At 71.7% G+C, this 19,377-nt stretch carries 20 protein-coding genes; 6 read left to right on the plus strand and 14 right to left on the minus strand.

The window, feature by feature from the left end:
• Both G6038_RS26465 and G6038_RS26470 read left to right on the plus strand, forming a co-directional pair.
• On the plus strand, positions 1 to 2,093 hold a 2,093-nt coding region (locus tag G6038_RS26465; RefSeq protein WP_165041278.1), incomplete at its 5' end, for a copper-translocating P-type ATPase.
• A gap of 81 nt (positions 2,094 to 2,174) precedes the next feature.
• Positions 2,175 to 2,891 carry a hypothetical protein gene (locus tag G6038_RS26470; RefSeq protein WP_165041279.1) on the plus strand — a complete coding sequence of 239 codons (717 nt, stop codon included), beginning with the start codon at positions 2,175 to 2,177 and terminating at the stop codon, positions 2,889 to 2,891.
• 10 nt (positions 2,892 to 2,901) lie between these two features.
• Here G6038_RS26470 and G6038_RS26475 read toward each other — a convergent pair whose 3' ends face one another.
• Both G6038_RS26475 and G6038_RS26480 read right to left on the minus strand, forming a co-directional pair.
• Positions 2,902 to 3,396 (minus strand): hypothetical protein, encoded by a 495-nt coding sequence (locus G6038_RS26475; RefSeq protein ID WP_240918754.1) that lies wholly within the window; start codon positions 3,394 to 3,396, stop codon positions 2,902 to 2,904.
• A gap of 200 nt (positions 3,397 to 3,596) precedes the next feature.
• A complete protein-coding gene (locus tag G6038_RS26480; RefSeq protein WP_165041281.1) occupies positions 3,597 to 5,075 on the minus strand; it encodes a carboxylesterase family protein in 1,479 nt (492 codons plus the stop codon).
• A gap of 160 nt (positions 5,076 to 5,235) precedes the next feature.
• Between G6038_RS26480 and G6038_RS26485 the strand changes: the two genes are divergently transcribed.
• Together G6038_RS26485 and G6038_RS26490 are read left to right on the plus strand one after the other, a co-directional pair.
• The gene (locus G6038_RS26485) at positions 5,236 to 5,778 is read left to right on the plus strand and encodes a flavodoxin domain-containing protein (RefSeq protein ID WP_165041283.1); all 543 of its coding nucleotides are present in this window, start codon (positions 5,236 to 5,238) and stop codon (positions 5,776 to 5,778) included.
• 126 nt (positions 5,779 to 5,904) lie between these two features.
• Entirely contained in the window at positions 5,905 to 6,549 is a 645-nt protein-coding gene (locus tag G6038_RS26490; RefSeq protein ID WP_165041285.1) for an MBL fold metallo-hydrolase, read from the plus strand.
• Positions 6,550 to 6,603: 54 nt separating this feature from the next.
• On the opposite strand, the gene G6038_RS26495 is transcribed toward G6038_RS26490, so the two are convergent.
• The 12 genes from G6038_RS26495 to G6038_RS26550 form a co-directional block, all read right to left on the minus strand.
• A complete protein-coding gene (locus G6038_RS26495; RefSeq protein WP_165041287.1) occupies positions 6,604 to 8,247 on the minus strand; it encodes an FAD-binding dehydrogenase in 1,644 nt (547 codons plus the stop codon).
• Positions 8,248 to 8,295: 48 nt separating this feature from the next.
• Complete coding sequence (locus G6038_RS26500; protein ID WP_165041289.1) at positions 8,296 to 9,000, minus strand: DUF2334 domain-containing protein; 705 nt, start codon at positions 8,998 to 9,000, stop codon at positions 8,296 to 8,298.
• 30 nt (positions 9,001 to 9,030) lie between these two features.
• Positions 9,031 to 9,684: a 5,6-dimethylbenzimidazole synthase gene (bluB, locus tag G6038_RS26505; RefSeq protein WP_165041291.1), complete on the minus strand. Its 654-nt coding sequence runs from the start codon at positions 9,682 to 9,684 to the stop codon at positions 9,031 to 9,033.
• Between the two features lie 5 nt (positions 9,685 to 9,689).
• Positions 9,690 to 10,184, minus strand: coding sequence for a glutathione peroxidase (locus G6038_RS26510; RefSeq protein ID WP_165041293.1), 495 nt, complete (start codon positions 10,182 to 10,184; stop codon positions 9,690 to 9,692).
• Between the two features lie 69 nt (positions 10,185 to 10,253).
• Positions 10,254 to 11,090, minus strand: a complete 837-nt coding sequence (locus G6038_RS26515; protein ID WP_165041295.1) for a methylamine utilization protein — start codon at positions 11,088 to 11,090, stop codon at positions 10,254 to 10,256.
• 46 nt (positions 11,091 to 11,136) lie between these two features.
• Entirely contained in the window at positions 11,137 to 11,463 is a 327-nt protein-coding gene (locus G6038_RS26520; protein WP_165041297.1) for a cupredoxin domain-containing protein, read from the minus strand.
• Positions 11,460 to 11,804 carry a plastocyanin/azurin family copper-binding protein gene (locus G6038_RS26525; protein ID WP_165041299.1) on the minus strand — a complete coding sequence of 115 codons (345 nt, stop codon included), beginning with the start codon at positions 11,802 to 11,804 and terminating at the stop codon, positions 11,460 to 11,462. Before G6038_RS26525 ends, G6038_RS26520 begins: the two co-directional genes overlap by 4 nt.
• An 11-nt stretch (positions 11,805 to 11,815) precedes the next feature.
• Positions 11,816 to 13,426: a multicopper oxidase family protein gene (locus G6038_RS26530; RefSeq protein WP_165041300.1), complete on the minus strand. Its 1,611-nt coding sequence runs from the start codon at positions 13,424 to 13,426 to the stop codon at positions 11,816 to 11,818.
• Entirely contained in the window at positions 13,423 to 14,736 is a 1,314-nt protein-coding gene (locus tag G6038_RS26535; RefSeq protein ID WP_165041302.1) for a hypothetical protein, read from the minus strand. The genes G6038_RS26530 and G6038_RS26535 overlap by 4 nt, the downstream gene beginning before the upstream one ends.
• Positions 14,733 to 15,395: a methylamine dehydrogenase light chain gene (locus G6038_RS26540; RefSeq protein WP_165041311.1), complete on the minus strand. Its 663-nt coding sequence runs from the start codon at positions 15,393 to 15,395 to the stop codon at positions 14,733 to 14,735. The genes G6038_RS26535 and G6038_RS26540 overlap by 4 nt, the downstream gene beginning before the upstream one ends.
• A 44-nt stretch (positions 15,396 to 15,439) precedes the next feature.
• Positions 15,440 to 16,054, minus strand: a complete 615-nt coding sequence (locus G6038_RS26545) for a redoxin domain-containing protein (protein WP_165041304.1) — start codon at positions 16,052 to 16,054, stop codon at positions 15,440 to 15,442.
• A 40-nt stretch (positions 16,055 to 16,094) separates the two neighbouring features.
• The gene (locus G6038_RS26550; RefSeq protein WP_276613906.1) at positions 16,095 to 16,685 is read right to left on the minus strand and encodes a MauE/DoxX family redox-associated membrane protein; all 591 of its coding nucleotides are present in this window, start codon (positions 16,683 to 16,685) and stop codon (positions 16,095 to 16,097) included.
• Positions 16,686 to 17,122: 437 nt separating this feature from the next.
• Between G6038_RS26550 and G6038_RS26555 the strand changes: the two genes are divergently transcribed.
• On the plus strand, positions 17,123 to 18,604 hold the full coding sequence (locus G6038_RS26555) for an APC family permease (RefSeq protein ID WP_165041313.1): 1,482 nt from the start codon (positions 17,123 to 17,125) through the stop codon (positions 18,602 to 18,604).
• Positions 18,601 to 19,362, plus strand: coding sequence for an IclR family transcriptional regulator C-terminal domain-containing protein (locus tag G6038_RS26560; protein ID WP_165041308.1), 762 nt, complete (start codon positions 18,601 to 18,603; stop codon positions 19,360 to 19,362). The genes G6038_RS26555 and G6038_RS26560 overlap by 4 nt, the downstream gene beginning before the upstream one ends.
• Positions 19,363 to 19,377: the final 15 nt, after the last annotated feature.

Here is a 19,377-nt window from a genome sequence, read left to right on the forward strand (position 1 = left end):
CCTATGCGCCCGGGGTCGCCCCCGACGACCTCGTCGCGACGGTCGAGGCGACCGGCTACACCGCCGCGCTCCCCGCCCCGCCCCGGGCCGAGGAGGCCGCCGGGGCCGCCCCCGAACCGGACGAGGCCGCCGCCTGGCGTCAGCGCCTGACCGTCTCCGCGGTCCTCACCGTGCCGGTGGTGCTGCTGTCGATGATCCCGGCACTGCAGTTCGACAACTGGCAGTGGCTGACCTTGACCCTCGCCTCCCCCGTCGTGGTGTGGGGAGCCCTGCCGTTCCACCGCGCCGCCTGGACCAACGCCCGCCACGGCGCCGCCACGATGGACACCCTCATCTCCGTCGGCGTCACGGCGGCATACCTCTGGTCGCTGTGGGCGTTGTTCTTCACCCACGCCGGCATGACCGGGATGCGGATGACGTTCGACCTGCTGCCCACCGGCAGCTCCGAACCGCACATCTATCTCGAGGTCGCCGCCGCCGTCACCACCTTCATTCTCGCGGGCCGCTATTTCGAGGCCCGCGCCAAGCGGCAGTCGGGCGCGGCCCTGCGGGCACTGCTCGACATGGGCGCCAAGGACGTCGCCGTGCTGCGCGACGATGACACCGAAACCCGGATCCCGATCGGCCGCCTCGCCGTCGGCGACCGATTCGTCGTGCGACCCGGCGAGAAGATCGCCACCGACGGCGTCGTCGTCTCCGGCACCTCCGCCGTCGATGCATCGATGCTCACCGGCGAACCCGTGCCGGTCGAGGTCGGGCCCGCGGACCCCGTCGTCGGCGCGACCGTCAACGCCGGCGGCCGGCTCGTGGTCCGCGCGACCCGCGTCGGCGCCGACACCCAGCTCGCTCAGATGGCGCGGCTGGTGACGGAGGCGCAGAACGGCAAGGCGGAGGTGCAGCGGCTCGCCGACCGGGTGTCGGCGGTGTTCGTCCCGATCGTCATCGGGCTGTCGCTGCTCACACTCGCCGGCTGGCTCCTCACCGGCAACTCGGTGACCGCGGCGTTCACCGCTGCCGTCGCGGTGCTGATCATCGCCTGCCCCTGCGCGCTGGGCCTCGCGACCCCGACCGCACTGCTCGTCGGCACCGGCCGCGGCGCCCAGCTCGGCATCCTGATCAAGGGCCCACAGATCCTCGAATCCACCCGCCGCGTCGACACCGTCGTGCTCGACAAGACAGGCACCGTCACCACCGGCCGCATGGCCGTGGCCGCGGTGCACGCGGCGGACGGCGGCTCTGAGGACGAGGCCCTGCATCTGGCGGGGTCGCTCGAGCACGCCTCCGAGCACCCCATCGGGCGGGCCGTCGCCGAGCGGGCCGCGGCCACCGGCGCTCTCTCGCCGGTGGAGAGCTTCGAAAACCACGGTGGACGAGGGGTTTCCGGTGTCGTCGACGGCCACGCCGTGCTCGCGGGCCGGCTGTCCTGGCTGCGCGACGAGTGGTCGCTGACCGCGCCCGAATCGCTACGACGGAGCGCCGGGGCCGCCGAGGCCGAGGGCCGCACACCGGTGTGGATCGCCTGGGACGGGCGCATCCGGGCGATCGTCGTCGTCTCCGACACGATCAAGGACACCTCCGCGTCGGCGATCGCCGAACTGCGCGAACTCGGCCTGCGGCCGGTGCTGCTCACCGGCGACAACCGCAGCGCCGCCGAGACCGTCGCGAAGCAGGTCGGCATCGACGAGGTCATCGCCGAGGTCCTGCCCGCCGAGAAGGTCGACGTGGTCAAGAGGCTGCAGGACGAGGGCCGGGTCGTCGCCATGATCGGCGACGGCGTCAACGACGCGGCCGCCCTCGCCCAGGCCGACCTCGGACTGGCCATGGGCACCGGCACCGACGTCGCGATCGAGGCCTCCGACCTGACCCTCGTGCGCGGCGACCTGCGGGCGGCTCCCGACGCGATCCGGCTCGCCCGCGCGACCCTGCGCACCATCAAGGGCAACCTGTTCTGGGCGTTCGCCTACAACGTCGCGGCCCTGCCGCTCGCGGCGCTCGGGCTGCTCAACCCGCTGATCGCCGGCGCGGCGATGGCGTTCAGCTCGGTGTTCGTGGTCAGCAACAGCCTGCGACTGCGACGGTTCAGCCCCCGCTGAGGCCCGCACCGACGACGCGCTGCCGGCGGAAGGTCTCCGATTCGCCGGCCGCGCGTCGTCGCGCTGTGTCACGCTCGTGCCATGGAGGCGGAGCGGGACCAACTGCTGCTCACCGTGCGTAACCTCGCCCGGTTCCACCGCGAGCACGAGAAGTTCTATTCCGAATCGCCGTTCCACGACGTGATCCGGCTGCACCGCAGCTCACGTGCCCTGAAGGCGCTCGCCGAGCGCTGGTCGGTCGTCGCACCGCTCGAACGGACGTCGCCGAGCCCGTTCGCCGGCGCGCCCGACCTCAACGACGATCGGGCCACCGAGACCCTCGGCATCCTGTTCATGGAGAGCGGCGACGAACCTGCCGAGATCACCAAGCTGAAGGCTGACCTCGGGGCGCTCGCCGAGGCGAACCGGAGGACCGGGCAGTGGCTCGCCGACGCCATGGCGACCGCCTGGGACGTGCTCGAGGCGCTGCTGGCCTACCCGGGTCTCGCGGACCTGCTCGCCGAACGGCACCGCATCGTCACCAACGACTGGCAGTGCGCGACGACGGCCCAACTCGTCGCCCGCAACCTCGACCGGGCGGTCGCGATCCTGGGACGCATCGACTTCACCGCAGCCGCCCTGCGCGCGGACCTCGCCGGGGCTCGCATCGCGCCACGTTACGTCTTCTCCGCCGCGGAAATGATCGACCACGCGGCCGATCTCGCGGCGCGGAGCGCGGTGCTGACGCACGAGAACGAGCGGCGCTGGCGGATCTTCCACGATCGGGTCGAACAGATCGTCGCCGGCACCGAGCCGTAGCACCGGCGGCTCAGCACCCCTGCGTGTCGAGGAGGACGCAGTCCCACGTGACGGTCCGCTCCGCCGGGATGCGGCCACCGCCCTCCCACAGCGTCGGCGGCCCGGACGGATGCACCGAATACCAGCCCGGATACCGGGTCGGCGAGCGGTTCGCGAGCTGGGTGATCCAGCCGCGGCGCACGATCCGGCCCCGCGCAGTCGGCACCGTGCGGTGGAACAAGCCGAGGTAGCGGTCGTAGAGCAGGCAGCCGGAGACCGTGTCCTGCCCGTCCTCCGGGTATCCGGGCGGAAGCAGCGCCGACACCCCGTCCCCGAGGTGCGCGACCCGGTCGAACCCACCCGGCGTGCTCGTCGGGACCCGCTCGACGCGGGCGCGCAGGTTCCGGCTGATCAGCTCCGGCGGCAGCATGTACGGCAGGCACCACTCGGTCGTGCCCTCGATCGTGTCCCCGACGTGCAGCCGTTCGTAGCCGGGTTCGAGGTCGACGAGCATCCAGATCCTCATGCCCGCCACCCTCGCCGACGGGCCGGGACTCGAACGAGCGGACCCGAAGGCGCAGCACTGCTCCCGTCGTTACCGACACGGATCGGAGTCGGCTCGGTGAAACGATGCATCATCACAGCCCGGTGCACTCGACGAAGGACCGGAGGGCGACGCCTCCGGGCACCGGGATACCGTGCGGCCACCCTACACCGGGTGCAGCCTCACCCGATCCAGCACGCCAACTCGTCGGCCCGCGGATCGGCCACCACCGGATCACCCTCACCGCCGAACACCCGGACCGGCCGCGAGGCACCGATCGGCGCCCATCCCGGACCTCCCGTGGTCGCGAACTGAACCCAGGCGCGGTGCATCTCGTCGGCGAGGGCCTGCGGAGGCCGATCGCCGGTGAGCCGGTGGGAGACGTCGAGGCGGTCGAAGACGAACGCGATCTCGAGGGCATGGCACGCCCGCAGATCCTGCACCGGACTCGGCCAGGCGAACTCGTACAACCACGCCGTGCCACCGCGGCGGGCGACCGCATCGGCCAGGGTGACCGTGCCCGACCGGAAGGCGTAATCGGTCAGGACGGCGGCGAGCACGTCGCCGGGAGTCGCGCCCGGCCGATGGGCCGCGTACAGGTCGGCGAGCGCGGGATCGATCCCGTAGCGCCGCAGGACGAACGGCAGGTTGTCGCCGGTGATCGCCGCGGCGATGCCGGTCGGCACCAGGAAGAAGCGGAACTCGTCCGTGGTCGTGCCGGCCAGCACCGGCACACCCGTGCCCGCTCCGGCGGCGATCGCGTCGATCGGCAACGACGGCAGAATCTCCCCGTCGATGGTCGGGAACATGCTCATCACGCCCAGTCCGCGCTGCACGACCGACGCGCCCCACCGGTCCGGATCCGGATTCTGGGCGAGGTCGAGCCCGAGAGCGTCCTGCGCCGCCTGCAGGACGTCGGGGGCGAGGGCTCCGAACGCCTCGGCCGTGGCCGGCACACCCAGGCGGTCGGCGAGGACAGCCCCCACCCGGCGCGCGTCCTCGAGGTCCGAGGCCGCCGTGGCGTTGCCGCTCTGCACGACGGCGCGGTGGAACAGTCCGCTCGCGGCGGGTGAGGCCAGCAGCGCGGTCACGCTCATCCCGCCCGCCGACTCGCCGAACACCGTCACGTTGTCCGCGTCGCCGCCGAAGGCCCGGATGTTGTCCTGCACCCAGCGCAGCGCAGCGAGCTGATCCAGCAGGCCACGATTGTCCGGCGCGCCGTCGAGCGACAGGAACCCGGTGACGCCGAGTCGGTAGTTGATGCCGACCAGCACCACCCCGTCGCGCGCGAACGCGCGTCCGTCGTAACTGTCGATCCGGTTCGAGCCGCGGGTGAACGCGCCCCCGTGGATCCACACCATCACCGGCAATCCGGAAGCGCCCGGATCAGGTGTCCACACGGACAGATTCAGGCACTCGTCGCCGGGTTCGATGACGTTGCCGAGCAATGCGGCCGCCGGAGCGGCGTACGGCGCCTGAGGGCAGGTGGGGCCGGGCGCGGTGGCGTCGCGGACACCGTCCCAACGCGGCCCCGGACCCGGGGCCGCGAACCGCGCCGCCCCCACCGGGGCGGCCGCGTACGGAATGCCCAGAAAGGCCCACACTCCGTCGGTGGGCGTGCCCCGAACCGTTCCGCCGGTCGTCTGCACCGTATCCGTCATGCCCCGTTCCTCTCCTCGCAGCTCCTCACAACGCCACCCACCCGAGCGAATGTATCGCTGATCTCCGTAGGCCGACGGAAAGTCACATTCGCTCGGTCCGACGGCTCCTATGCTGGGTGGGACGGTCGTCGACATTTCCGCCCAGCCGAGGAGGTGCGGCATGCGAGCACTGGTGGTGTACGAATCGATGTTCGGGAACACCCGTCACGTGGCGGAAGCCGTCGCGCGCGGGCTGGGACCGGCGGACGCGGTGCGCACGGTCCCCGTGACGCAGGCACACGAGGAGAACCTGTCCGGATACGACCTGGTGGTCGTCGGCGGCCCGACGCATGCGCACGGCATGAGCCGGGAGTCGACGCGCCACGGCGCAGCCGAGCAGGCCGAGAAACCCGACAGCGGCTTGACCCTCGAACCGGACGCCGAGAGCGAGGGCGTCCGCGAGTGGCTCGATTCGCTGTCGGCCGGCGGCGGGAAGGCTGCAGCCTTCGACACGCGCATCGACATGGCGGCCGTGCTCACCGGGCGCGCCGGCAAGGGCATCGCCAAGAAGCTGCGCAAGCACGGGTTCGATCTCGTCGCCGATCCGGAGAGCTTCCTCGTCGACAAGCAGTCGAAGCTCGAGCCCGGCGAGGAGGATCGAGCCGAGCAGTGGGGCCGGTCGCTCGCCCAGCAGGCCGCGAGCGGGTCCGAGGAGCTGCGCTGACCCGCCCGCGGGCCGAGCGAATGTATCGCTCATCTCGGTAGGCCGACGGAACGATACATTCGCTCGGCACAACCGGACGCGAGATCGCTCGGCGCGACGGGACGCGAAACCGGCCATACTCGACGCATGCGACTGACCCACTTCGGCCATTCCTGCCTGCTCGTGGAGCACCTGGGCGCGACGATCCTGTTCGACCCGGGGAATTTCTCGCACGGCTTCGAGGGCATCACGGGGCTCGACGCGATCCTGGTCACCCATCAGCACCCGGACCACGCCGATCCGGTGCGACTGCCGGCACTGGTGGAGGCCAACCCGGGGGCCGCCCTGTACGCGGACCCGCAGACCGCCGCTCAGCTGGGCGGCGGCTGGAAGGGCGTGCACCCGGGCGACGCATTCACCGTCGGCGACGTGCGCGTGCGCGGCACCGGAGGCCGGCACGCCGTCATCCACCCGGAACTGCCGGTCATCGACAACACCGCCTATCTGCTCGGCGACGAAGAGAACCCGGCGCGGCTGCTGCATCCGGGCGATTCGCTGTACATCCCGAACGAGAGGGTCGACGTGCTCGCGCTGCCCGCCGCGGCACCGTGGCTGAAGATCTGGGAGTCGGTGGACTATCTGCGCGCGGTCAATCCGCGGGTGGCCGTGCCGATCCACCAGGGCATCGTCGCGGAGCAGGCCACCGGCATCTTCTACGGCCGTTACTCCGAGATGGCGCCGGAGGGCACCGAGTTCCGGGTGCTGCCCGCCGAGGATTCGGTCGAGGCCTGACGGGCGGTGTGTCCTTTGGGCTGCGGTAGCCGCCCAAAGGACACACCGGCCGCGTCAGCGGCCCGCGGCCCTCCCGGCGGCGCGGCCGGAGAAGATGCAGCCGCCGAGGAACGTACCCTCGAGCGAGCGGTAGCCGTGTACCCCGCCGCCGCCGAATCCGGCGACCTCCCCGGCGGCGAACAGGCCCTCGAACACCGAGCCGCCGGCCTTCAGCACCCGGCCCGACAGGTCGGTCTCGAGCCCGCCCAACGTCTTGCGCGTCAGCAGGTGCAGCTTGACCGCGATCAGCGGTCCGGCCTTGGGATCGAGCAGCCGGTGGGGGGCGGCGATGCGGGTGATCCGGTCCGGCACGTAGGCGCGGGCCGCGCGCATCGCCGCGACCTGTAGATCCTTGGTGTACTTGTTCGCGATCTCGCGGTCGCGGGACTCGACGACCTGCTTGACCGTCGCGTAGTCCAGCGGCGCATCCGGGGTGATCTCGTTCATCCCTGCCACCAGCTCGGCGAGGGTGTCGCGGACGACGAAGTCGACGCCGCGGCGCTTGAACGCCTCCACCGGTCCGGGTGCCCCGGGCTTGACCCGCTGCAGCACCTTGCGGATGTCGCGTCCGGTCAGGTCCGGGTTCTGTTCCTGGCCGGAGAGCGCGAACTCCTTCTCGATGATCTTCTGGTCGAGCACGAACCAGGTGTGGTCGTGGCCGCTGCGCACGATGTGCTCGAGGGTGCCGAGGGTGTCGAAGCCGGGGAACAGCGGCACCGGCAACCGCTTGCCGGTCGCGTCGAGCCACAGCGACGACGGGCCGGGCAGGATGCGGATTCCGTGGTTGGGCCAGACGGGGTCGTAGTTGGTGATGCCCTCGGTGTAGTGCCACATCCGGTCGCGGTTGACGATGCGCCCGCCGGCCCGTTCGGTGATCTCGAGCATCCGGCCGTCGACGTGCGCCGGCACGCCGGTGAGCATGTGCTTCGGCGGGTCTCCCAGCCGCTTCGGCCAGTTCTTCTTCACCAGGTCGTAGTCGCCGCCGATGCCGCCCGACGTGACGATCACCGCGCCGGCCGAGAGTTCGAACTCGCCGGTCGCCACCCGCGACGACGCCACGCCCCGCGCCGCCGACGACGGCTCGAGCACGGTTCCGCGCACCCCGGTGACGGCGCCGCCGGTGACGACGAGGTCGTCGACGCGGTGCCGGTTCCGCAGGATCACCCGGCCGCGGTCGACGCCGTCGAGCACCGTGCGGGCGAAGATCTCGACGAGTGCCGGTCCGGTTCCCCACGTGATGTGGAAGCGCGGCACGGAGTTGCCGTGCCCGCCGGCGTCGTAGCCTCCGCGTTCGGCCCAGCCGACCATGGGAAACAGCTTCAGCCCGCGTTCCTTCAGCCACGCGTGCTTTTCTCCGGCCGCGAACTCGACGTAGGCCTGCGCCCAGCGGCGCGGCCAATAGTCCTCGTCCTCCCGGTCGAAGGCGGCGCTGCCCATCCAGTCCTGCAGGGCCAGGTCGTACGAGTCGCGGATGCCGAGCCGGCGCTGCTCGGGGGAATCCACGAAGAACAGCCCGCCGAACGACCAGAAGGCTTGTCCCCCGAGGTTGTGCGAGTTCTCCTGGTCGACGAGCACCACGGTGCGCCCGGCGTCGATGAGTTCGGCCGTGGCGACGAGGCCGGCCAGGCCGGCGCCCACCACGATCACGTCTGCGTCCATGCCCGCCAACCTACTGCAGGGTAGGTTCGGGTGGGCGGATCTTCGGGCTCAGGCCGCGCCGAGTGTGTGCAGGCGCGGCGGCCAGCGGTAGACCGAGGGCTGCGCCTCGAGGTGCAGGGCGAGGTCGATCGCGTCGAGCATCGCCTGCCGCGGTCCCGGCCGGTCGAGTTGCTTGCCGGAGATCGACAGCCGCAGCAGCCCGCCGCGCCGCGCGACCCGGGCGGCGCCGATGACCATCGCCCGGCACCACCACGGTTCGGCCTTGGCGCCCTCGCCGATGCCGAACACCCGTGCATGGGTGACGGTATCGCGGTCGAGGTCGTGGATCCCGGCGGCGCCGGCCAGGAGCCGGAAACCGGTGACGGGCAGCGCCGCGACGGCCCCGGGTGAGGCGAGCCAGCGCGGCGGCGCGAACAGCCGGGTCCGCAACCCCGTCTCCTCGAGCACCCGGTCGGCGGCGAGCAGCCGCAGCCGCGCCTCGTGTTCGGGCAGGACCGCGAACTCGGCGCGCCGTCGCTTGGTCGCGGCCTGGTCGTAGCCGTGCAGCACGATGGCGTCGCCGCCCTCGCGGCGCTCGAGCAGCCACTCCTGGGTGTGCGGGTCGCGCGCCAGCCGGTAGTGGTCCTTCAGTCGCGGCGCGACGAGCAGCGACAGCGGCACGCCGCGGGCGTCCATCTCCCGGGCGAAGTCGTCCACCGCCGGGCGGGTCTCGTCCCTGATGCCCGACACCGACACGATCAGCTGGCCGCTCATGGGCTCCACGGTGCCAGAGTCGGGTGAACGTCAGGCGTCGGGCGCCTGAAGGGTTTCGGCATGCACGGCGTCGGTGAGGGGCCGGCCGGTCCGCCACCCGAACCGCTCGAGGTCCGGCACCTCCTGCAACCGCGTCACGGGCCCGACGCACAGCCACGCGATCGGCCGCACCGGGGGGGGCGCCCCGACGAAGTCGGCGAGGAACGCCTCGTCGTAGAACGAGACCCAGCCGACGCCGAGTCCTTCGACGGTCGCCGCGAGCCACAGGTTCTGGATCGACAGCACCGCCGAGAACACGCCCACGTCGTCGATCGTGTGCCGGCCGAGGATGTGTCGTCCTCCCCGCGACGGGTCGTAGGTGACCACGATCCCGGTGCCGGACTCGGCGATGCCCTCGACCTTGATGGGGTCGAAGGTGCGCCGCCGCTCCTCCGGCAGCGAGTCCGCGAACGCGCGACGGCAGCCGGCGACGTGGTCGGCGAACTCGGCGAGCCGCTGCGGGTCGCGGACCACCACGAAGTCCCACGGCTGGGTGTTGCCGACGCTGGGCGCGGCGTGCGCCGCACCCAGCACCCGCCACAGGACCTGCTCGTCCACGCGCTCGCCGGTGAACTCCGCGCGGACGTCGCGGCGCGCACGGATCACGTCGTACAGGGCCGCCCGCGCATCGATGGTGTCGGTCATCGCGGTCAGCGGGGCAGCGCGGCTTCGATGGCCGCGATCACCTCGGGGGCATCGGGCTCGGTGCGCGGCCGGAACCGGGCGACGACGTTCCCGTCGGGTGCGACGAGGAACTTCTCGAAGTTCCACTGCACGTCGCCGGCCTCCCCGTTCGGGTCGGGGTGCCGGGTGAGTTCGGTGTAGAGGGGGTGCCGGCATTCGCCGTTGACGTCGATCTTCTCCATCAGCGGGAACGTGACACCGTAGTTGGTGGAGCAGAAGGTCCGGATCTCCTCGGCGGTGCCCGGCTCCTGGCCCATGAACTGGTTGCACGGCACACCGACGACGGTCAGCCCCCGGTCCGCGTACTCGACGGCGAGCTTCTCGAGCGCCGTGTACTGCGGGGTCAGGCCGCACTTGGAGGCGACGTTGACCACGAGGACCGCACGGCCGTCGAACTCGGCGAGGGAGGTGGGCACCCCGCCGAGGGTGTTGATGCCGATGTTCTGCAGAGAAGTCGTCATGCCGCCCGACGTTAGTCGCGGCGGTCCCCGGTGCGGTAGTGCGCCCGGAAACCGCCGCGAACCGGCACGTCAGAGCGCGGCGACGACCGCGAACGCGCCGAGGGCGACGAGCGCGGCGCCGGTCAGCGTCTGCACCCGGCGGTCGACCACGCACATCGCCGACAGGAAGCCCGGCATCGACCCGCCGCCGCGGGTGTGCACGATCGCCAGCAGGCTCGGCAGGCACCGGCCGAGCGAGACGAGCGTGAACAGGGCGGCACCGAGCGCCGGGGAGCCGACCGCGGCGACGCCGAGCACCAGCAGGTAGTACGCGCTGGACCGGATGAAGATCACGAAGCCCGGTCCGATCAGGGCGCCGAAGAGCAGCGAGACCTTCCACGGTGCCATCGACCGGCGCAGGTGCCGCGGCAGCTGCCGGCGGCGCATCGGCGTCGGCAGCGTCACCAGGCCCAGCTCGTGCAGGCCGTAGGCGAACGCGACGACACCCCACGCGACGAGCGTCCACGTCACCGGGACGGATCCGGCGACGAGTGCACCGAGCGCGCCGACGAGCGCACCGGTGGGGGCGCCGGTCGCGACCGACCCGAGCGCGTGCCAGCCGAGCCGGCGCACCGGCGTCGACGAGCCCGGGCGGTCGGGCTGCTTCGGAGCCGCGACGACGCCGGCGACCGACATGCCGCACGTCGACCAGTTCGCGGCCAGGGCGGTGACGGCTCCGGCGCCCACGACCGCGGCGGTCGTCGCGGCGGGTCCGGACGGCGTGACGAGCGCCGCCGCCCCGGCACCGGCGACGCCGGCGGCGGCGATGAGCGCCACCCGGATGCGCGACGGCACGACCTTCTGCAGGGTGGGACGGATGTCCGGCACGTCCGTCGTCAGCGGCTCGTGCGTGAGTACTGCTGTCATGACTTCCTCCAAGGGGATCGGTGTTCTCCGGATACGGACGGCTGGTTCAGGATTCGGTGACGGTGACGGTGCCGGTCATGTACCGGTGGACCGAGCAGGTGTACTCGTAGGTTCCCGGTTCGCCGAAGGTGTGGGAGTACGTACCTCCCCCGGTGATCCCGCTGTCGAACCGCCCCTCCGACGTGACCTGGTGCAGCACCCCGCCGTCCTCGAATCGCCACTCGACGGTGCCGCCGGCCGGCACGGTCACATCCGGCGGAGCGAAGTGGACATTGCTGACGACCACCACCGCGTCCGGAGGCCGTTCGGACGGGCCGCAGGCCGCGACGAGCGGAAGCAGCAGGGCCGCAGCCCACCCCGGCCGCCGGCTCATTCCCGGACGATCACGGTGCCGACCATCATCGGGTGCGGCGTGCAGTGATAGGTGAAGGTGCCGGCTTCGTCGAAGGTGTAGGAATACGTTCCCTCGGTGAGGAGTTCACTCTTCAGCTCACCCTCGAGGGGGCCCTCGCCCACGACGTCGTGCGGCAGTCCGCCGTCGTCGAATCGCCATTCGACGGTCTGCCCCTTCTCGATCGTCACCGACTCCGGGTTGTAGGCCATGTTCTTCACCTCCACGACGACGGCCGGTTCGGCCGAACCTCCGGCGCTGCCGCACGCGGACAGGCTCGCCGCGGTCAGCAGGCCGGCGAGCAGGATGACGGACTTTCTCACGGCGATTCCTCTCATCGGATGTACCGCAGGTTCGCGGTCATGCCGGCTTCGAAGTGATAGGCGTTGTGGCAGTGGAACATCCATTCGCCCGGGTTGTCGGCGTCGAATTCGATCGCGAGTTCGGTGCCGGGCAGCACGTTGACCGTGTCGCGGCGCAACCCGCCGTATGCGCCGATCGCAAAGGTGTGTCCGTGCGTGTGCATGGGGTGCCACATGGTGGACGAGTTCTTCATCGTGATCCGCACGCGTTCACCCTGTTTCATGACGAGACGGCCCGCGTCGGCACCGGCCATGCCCCACACGTAGCGGTCGCCGGCCTGGATCAGCTCGATCCGGTAGTCCCGGTCGGGCTCGCGCGGGTCGAGCCGCACGGTGTCGACGGGCCGCAACGCGCTCTCCGCGACGAGCCGGCCGCCGAGTTCGGGGATCGCGTCGCCCACGTCGGCGTCGGCCATCGGCACCGCGTCCGGGGTGCGCAGCACCGTCGAGGCATACCCTGGCCGCCCTTCGACCTTCGCGACGATCGGCCACACGCCCGACTTCACGGTGACGAGGACGTCGTAGCGTTGCGCCATTCCGACGACGATCGTGTCGGCGACGGTGGGCTGCACGTCGAAGCCGTCCGCCGCGACGATCGTGAGTTCGTGCCCGGCCACCGCGAACCGGTACGGGGTCTCCGCCGCCGCGTTGACGATCCGCAGCCGCAACCGCTGCCCCGCCGCGGCGACGACCGGGGCGGGATCGTTCGGGGAACGACCGTTGATCAGGTGCAACGGGTACGCGATGTGCTGGGTCATCCCACCGAGGGGCGCGGAGTCGCCGTGCCCGGCGCTCACCAGCCGCCGGGCGACGTCCAGGTCGCCGGCCGAATGCGCGCCGGGTGCCGCACCACCGCCGTGGCCGCCGTGACCGCCGGAGATCGCGGGATTGAGCGCCATGAGCACGGCGTCGGGCGTGGTGCCCAGGCCGTCGACCCAGTCGTCGAGGACCAGGACGGCGTCGGCGTCGGCGCCGGTGCGGTCGTCGGGGTCTTCGACGATCAGGGCGCCGAACAGCCCGCGGTCGGCCTGCAGGCCGCTGTGCGAGTGGTACCAGTGGGTGCCGGGGTCCGGGACCACGAAGCTGTAGTCGAACGTCGTGCCCGGCGCGATCGCGGCCTGCGTGACGGGCGCTGCGCCGTCCATGTCGTTGCGGATCCGGATGCCGTGCCAGTGGAGCGTGGTGTCGGCGTCCAGGTCGTTGCGCACCGCGGCGTCGAGCCGGTCGCCCTTGCGTACCCGCAGTTCCGGGGCGACGGCGTGCCCGCCGTACGTCCAGGTGTCGACCAGGCGTCCGCCCAGGTCGACGGTGGAGAATCCGGCGGCGAGCGCGAACGACGCCACGGTGCCGTTCCACCCGCGGGCGGCCTCGGCGGCGGCGATCTCCGGATCGGCCGGGGAAATGTAGTCGAGATCGGCCGCCGATCGAGTCTCCGCGCCGGCGCCTGCCGGCCGCGTACCGGACGATGCGGTAGCGCAGCCGGCGGCACCGAACCCGAGCGCGCTCATTCCCAGCGCCCCGGCTCCGAGGGAGCCCAAGGCGAGGAAGCGGCGCCGGCCCAGCACGTTGCCGGGTTGTCTCATCCGATCACCTCGGGGGTGAGCAGGTCGGTGAAATCCTCGACGTTGCCGCTGATCTCCGCCGAGGAGACCTGTTGCCCGGTTGCGGCGTCGAACCCGACGATGCGCTGTGCCGCCTCGCCCTGCCACTCCGGATTGCCACCGAGGACGTAGAACGTCGCGCCGTCGACCGAGAACGCCATGCTCGCGATGTCGGTCAGCCCCAGGTCCGGCAGGCTCAGCGACCGGATCTCTGCGAGGTTCGCCACGTCGGACAGCACGATGCGGGCCAGGTCGCCGCCGCGGGCGGAACTGGGATGGATCGGTGAGTCGGTGTAGGCGATCGCGATCCGGGTGCCGGTGTTGTCGATGACGTCGCTCGCGAACCGCCCGTCGGGCCGACCGGCGTTGCCGATCGGCGTCACCGCGTCCTGGGGCAGACCGCTCGAGAAGTCGAACACGTACACGTCGCCGTTCTCCCCGACCAGCAGGGCCTTGCGCGCGTCGGCGGCCCACCCGACCTTCCGGGCGCTGACGAAGTCCTCCGGCAGCACCTTCGCCCGGGCGGTCTCGGCCGGCACGCCGTCGTCGCCGACGGAGATCCGGATGAGCTCGCCGGTCTCCTCGCACACGCTGTAGATCTCGTGGTCCACGGTCCAGGTGAACGGTCCGCAGCCGACGAGCTGCACGGCCCCGCTCTGCTGCTTCGTCTCGAGGTCCACGACGCGGACGCCGTAGAGCCCGTCGTCCCAGGTGACGAAGTACCGCCCGTCGGAGGTGACCGCGTTGGAACCGGGCCGCGAGTGCACGCGCGCGACGTCGGGCAGCAGCGCCTCGTCGGGCTCGAGCAGATTTCCGGAGTAGGTGCTGACGGTGAAGTCGGCGGCGCCCCGCGAGCCGCGGGGACGCCACACCTCGGCGGCGAGAACGGCCGGATCGGACGGAGTCTCGCCGACGAAGCCGTGGATCACCGGGTCCCAGATACCGGGTCCGACGACGATGCGGCTGCCGGCGACACCCGTCTTCGGGTCGAGGACGTTGACGCCGAGCTCCAGCTTGCCGAATCCGCCTGCCACGGCGACGAGTTCGTCGCGCCCGATGGGCTCGATCTCGGAGACGTGCAGCGGTTCGGGGATGGTGTCGCCGATCTCCTGGTCGTCGTGGCCGAGGGAGATGCCCTCCCCGGGGGTGGTGAATTCGACGGTGGGATAGGTGACGTCGCCGGCGGTGTTCACCTCGTCGCCGGACGAGCCGCAGCCGGCGAGGGTGACGAGCAGCGCGAGCGGTACGGCGGCCGCGGCGGGACGCACGAGGCGGCGGGAACGCGAGGTCATGATACGGCACCGACCTTCGGGCGGTCGGCGGGACGGGCCTGGCAGTCCTCGCCGATGATGGGGGCCATGGTGCAGGTGTACGACTGGGATTCGTCGGACACGCACCAGATGATCTCCTGGTCGTAGCTGCCCGAGACCGGGTTGTACATGACGGCCTGCATGTCGGGTTCGCCGCAGAAGGCGTTGGAGCACGACGGGGCGCCGCAGCAGTCGTAGTAGGCGATCAGGTAGGTCTTGCCGGTGTCGGGGTTGGTGCAGCAGCCCACCCAGAATTCGGCGCCCGGCTTGCTGCCCGGCGCGCACGTGGTCACTCCGCCTCCGTTGCAGGCAGCGCAGGAGGTGCCGTCCATGTTGCACCAGCGCCAGTACTCGCACTCGGCGGGATCCTTGCCGTCGTACACGGGCACGAGCGGTTCCGGGCCGGGCTCGGGTGCGGGCTCCTGCGCGAACGCGGTGCGGGTCACCGGAAGCGAGCTGATGAGCGCCACTCCCGACACGCCCATCGTCCAGCGGCCGAGGCGGCTGATCGTCGAGCGGCGCGACACCTGTTCCGACATCCGGCGTCCGGTCCGGCTCATGAACGAGCCGCCCTTGCCGGCCATCCAGGCGGCTTGTTCCTCGACGGTCTCCTCGTCGACCGGATACCGGTTCTCGTACATCTCTTCCAACGCATCTCTCCGTTCGTCCAGGGGGAAGGCGGGATTCAGGCACTCGCGGCGGCGCGGGCCTTGGCCTGTTCGTGCAGGTGCTGCAGCGACGGGGTGCCGGTCTCGAGGGCGTTGAGCAGGCTCTCGACCTGGGCCATGTGGTTGCACAGCCCCTTGGCGCGGATCTTGCCGTGCTCGTCGAGGATCACCCCGTAGGGGGTGGTGCCGACCTGGTAGGCGATGCCGACGTCACGGCCGTCGACGTAGCTCAGTTCGGTGCCGATGTTGCTGCCGGCGAGGAACTTCCGATGTTCCTCGGGTGTGCCGTCGGAGACGATCACGACGTCGAGGTCCTGCTCCGCCTTGGCCATCGCGCGGATGCCGGGCAGCAGGCTCTTGCAGGTGGAGCAGGTGGGCGCCGTGAACAGCAGCAGCTGCGGCCCGTCGCGGTGGCCGCCGACGCCGACGGTGCGGCCCAGGTGGTCGGTGAGGCCCCGGAAGGACGGGCCCGCCTGCTCGATCTTCGGGCCGGTGTCCATCATGCGGGCCCCGAGGGGGCCGAGCCGGACCTGCACCCGGCCGATCTCGCGGGCCAGTGCGAGCACCATCAGGAACAACACGGCGACCGCCACCGCCAGCACGATGATCGCAACGAGAAAAATGGTGTTCATCTGTCGGTCCTGTCTCGGGAAGCGTTGTGGAAGAGGGGTTTCAGGCGCCGTAGCGCGACACGGTCGAGACCGCGCGCAGTTCGATGGACGCGCCGGTCAGGTGCTCGTCGACGGGACGGCGCCCGACGTGGACCACGGAACGCAACTGGGCTACCGCGAGCCCGGCGGCGAGCGCGAGCGCCGCGAGCGCGATCGCCGCCACCTGCTGGAGCGCGCCGAGCGTCGCGGGTCCGGTGAGGGCCAGCACGATCGACGCGGCGGCGAACGCACCGGCCCGCACGGAGTGGAACCAGCCGATGCGCGGCGCCTCGCCGTGGCCACCGAAGGCGAAGCAGCCGCAGTCGAGCTCGCGCCGGCCCCGCGCGAGGTTCACGGTGAGGCCGACGAAGAAGCCGAGGAACAGCGCCGCCGCGACAGCCGCGGCGGCACTGCCGGCGACGCCGAGCACCAACAGGGCACCCGCGGCGATCTCCGCGGCGGGCAGCAGCCGCGCGACCGCCCGTTCCAACACGGGCGGCAGCAGCCGATAGCCGCGGACGACGCGCAGCAGCCCCTCGTGATCGCCGGCCTTCGGCACCCCGGCGAGCAACAACGTCCCGCCGACGAGCGCCGCAACCACCGCCCAGATCATGGTCGTCCCCTTCGCAGTCGAGTGATCGTGCCGGTCAATCGTGCGCACCGGATGCGTCGCGGACGGGTCGTCGGGGAAACGTCCGGGGGCACCGCGAGTGGCACCGGCCGTGGCGGCGCGCCCCATGCGGACACTGCAGGTGGGACACGGTATCCGGCGCTCGGGAGACCGCGTCCGCACGGGACACGGGGCCGTGCGGTGGCGCGGGCCACAGCGCCGCGCCGGGCGGATTCCCACTTGCCGTCCACATGTCGTTCGCAGAGGTAACCGTCGCGTAACACCGCGGCGCTACGTTGTCCCTCGCCCTGAGGCGTTTCACCGCCCGGGTGCCGGCACCGCCGGCCGCACGGACGCACAGACGGGATACGACGATCGTGACAACCGCACTCCGGGCCGCGATTGCCCGCTCACGGGACGCCGAAACCCATCGGGATCCGGTGTATTCGCCGCTGCGCGCCCTCGGCCGCCGTCAGCTCACCCCGATCGATCTGCTCGGCCAGTCCCTGTCGACGATCGCGCCGGCCACCGGGATGGTGTTCATCGCGCTGTGGATGGTGACCCACCGGCCGGGCGTCGGCGGTCTGCCGGCGATCGCGGGGACCACCGCCGTGGTGGTGCTGGTGGCGCTGTGCATCACGCAGTTCACGCGGCGGCTCGCCGCGGCCGGGTCGCTCTACAGCTTCGTGTTCCAGGGCCTGAGTGCCCGCGCGACCCTCACCACGGGCGCGGCGTTGCTGCTGGGCTATCTCGGCATCTCGATCTCGGTGATGTCGCAGGCTGCACAGAGCCTGCTCCGCATCGCCGACCTGCTCGGCGTGCACGTGCCCGGCGCCGCGCCGTGGTCGGTCACGATCGGTCTCGTCGCGGTCGCCGTCGCGGTGATCACGGTGCGCGGCGTGCGGTTCGCGACGCGCGCCATCCTGCTCGTCGAGACGTGCTCGCTGGTGCTCATCGTGGTGCTCATGCTCGGCACCCCGGCCGGTGCGGGCACGGCCCCCACCGAATTGCCGGACGCGCCACTGAGCCTCATGCCGTTCCTCGCGATGCTCACCGTGCTGTCGATGGCGGGCTTCGAGAGCGCCGCGTTCTTCGGCCCGGAGGCCAAGCGGCCGTTGGTGACCGTCACCCGCACCGTGCTGATCTCCCCCGTCGTCGTCGGTGTGCTGTTCGTGTTCGCGGCCTGGGCCGCGTTGTCCGGCCACGGCGCCGTCGTCGTCGGCGCGTACTTCGACGGCACGGCGTCCGGCGCGAGCGTCGGTGTGGTGCTCGCGGTGCAGGCGGGCATGACGTGCTCGTGGCTCGCGTCGACCCTGGGCTGCGCGCAGGCGGGTTCGCGGCTGCTGTACTCGATGGGTGTCGAGCGGGTGCTGCCGAGCGCCCTCGCGCGTGTCCACGACCGGTTCCGCACCCCGCACGTGGGCGTGCTCGCCTTCACCGCCGCGGGTTTCGCCGGCGCGTGCCTGTACGCGTCCCTCGCGGAGGCGGATTCGGGGGCGTTCGACGGCGTCGTGGAGATCGGCCTCGTCGTGGCCTACACGCTGGTGGCCGTCGCGTCGCTGCGATTCCTGCACCGCATCGGCGAGCACACCGTCGTGACCCGGGCGGCCGCGCTGTTCGTCTCGGTCCTGGGGATGGGCCTGCTCGGCTACATCGCCGTCGACGGCACCGCGCACGGCGTGTGGGTCGTGCCCGCGACACTCTCGGCGGTCGCGGCGTCCGGCACGGTGTGGCAGTACGTGCTGCGCCGGGTCCGGCCGGGCAGCCTGACGACCATCGGTGCGTTCGACTCGGTCGAGACCGGGGACATCCTCCCCGGGGCGGGCACCCTCGTGATCGGCGCGGACGGGCGGCGCCGCATCCTCCCGGACGTCGCGCACCCCGGCGACGACGCCCGTCCCCGCGACGGGAACCCGGCTTGACCGCGCACGTCTCCGTGCACGCGGACGACTCGCACTTCAGCGGACAGCAGCCGCGCGCGGTGCAGAAGGCGCTGGGAATGCTCGAGGCCGTCGCGCAACTCGGCCCCGGCACGTCCGCGAAGGAGATCGCCAGGTTCGCCGGGGTGCCGCCGACCACCGCGTACCGCATGCTCAACCTGCTCGTGGCCGACGGATTCCTCGTCCGCGTGCCGGACCTGTCCGGCTTCGCGCTCGGCCGTCGCACCGCGGAACTCGCGCAGGCGGCCGCGGAGACGAGCCCGTCGCCGACGCTGCCCGACGTCGTCGAGGAGCTGCGCACCCACACCCGATTCGGGGTGCACGTCGCCTCGTTCGCGGCCGGGCGGCTGCGGTTCGTCGACAAGGACCCCGACCACGAGATCATCGCCATCGGCGTGCTGGCGAAGAACCTGCATGCGAACGCCCTCGGCAAGGTCATGCTGGCGCACCATCCGCACGTGCGTCCCGATCCGGAGCTGCGGCGCCTGACCGACCACACGATCTGCGACCCCGATGTCCTCGCGGAGGAACTGCGCGCCGTCGCCGTCGCGGGCTACGCGTACGAGGGCGAGGAGTGCCGGATCGGGCGGGCCGCGCTGGCGGTGCCGATCCGGGACCGGTCGGCGTTCGTCGTCGGCGGCCTCTACCTGCAGGGGTCGGCATCGCGGGTCGCCCCGGACGACGCGGCGCTCGTGCGGTTCCTCGTCGACGGCTCGGCGCGCCTGTCGGGGCTGCTGTGACGGCGTGAGTCGTCG

The sequence above is a fragment of the Rhodococcus sp. 14C212 genome (assembly GCF_011058195.1).
Taxonomy (GTDB): Bacteria; Actinomycetota; Actinomycetes; order Mycobacteriales; family Mycobacteriaceae; genus Rhodococcus; species Rhodococcus aetherivorans.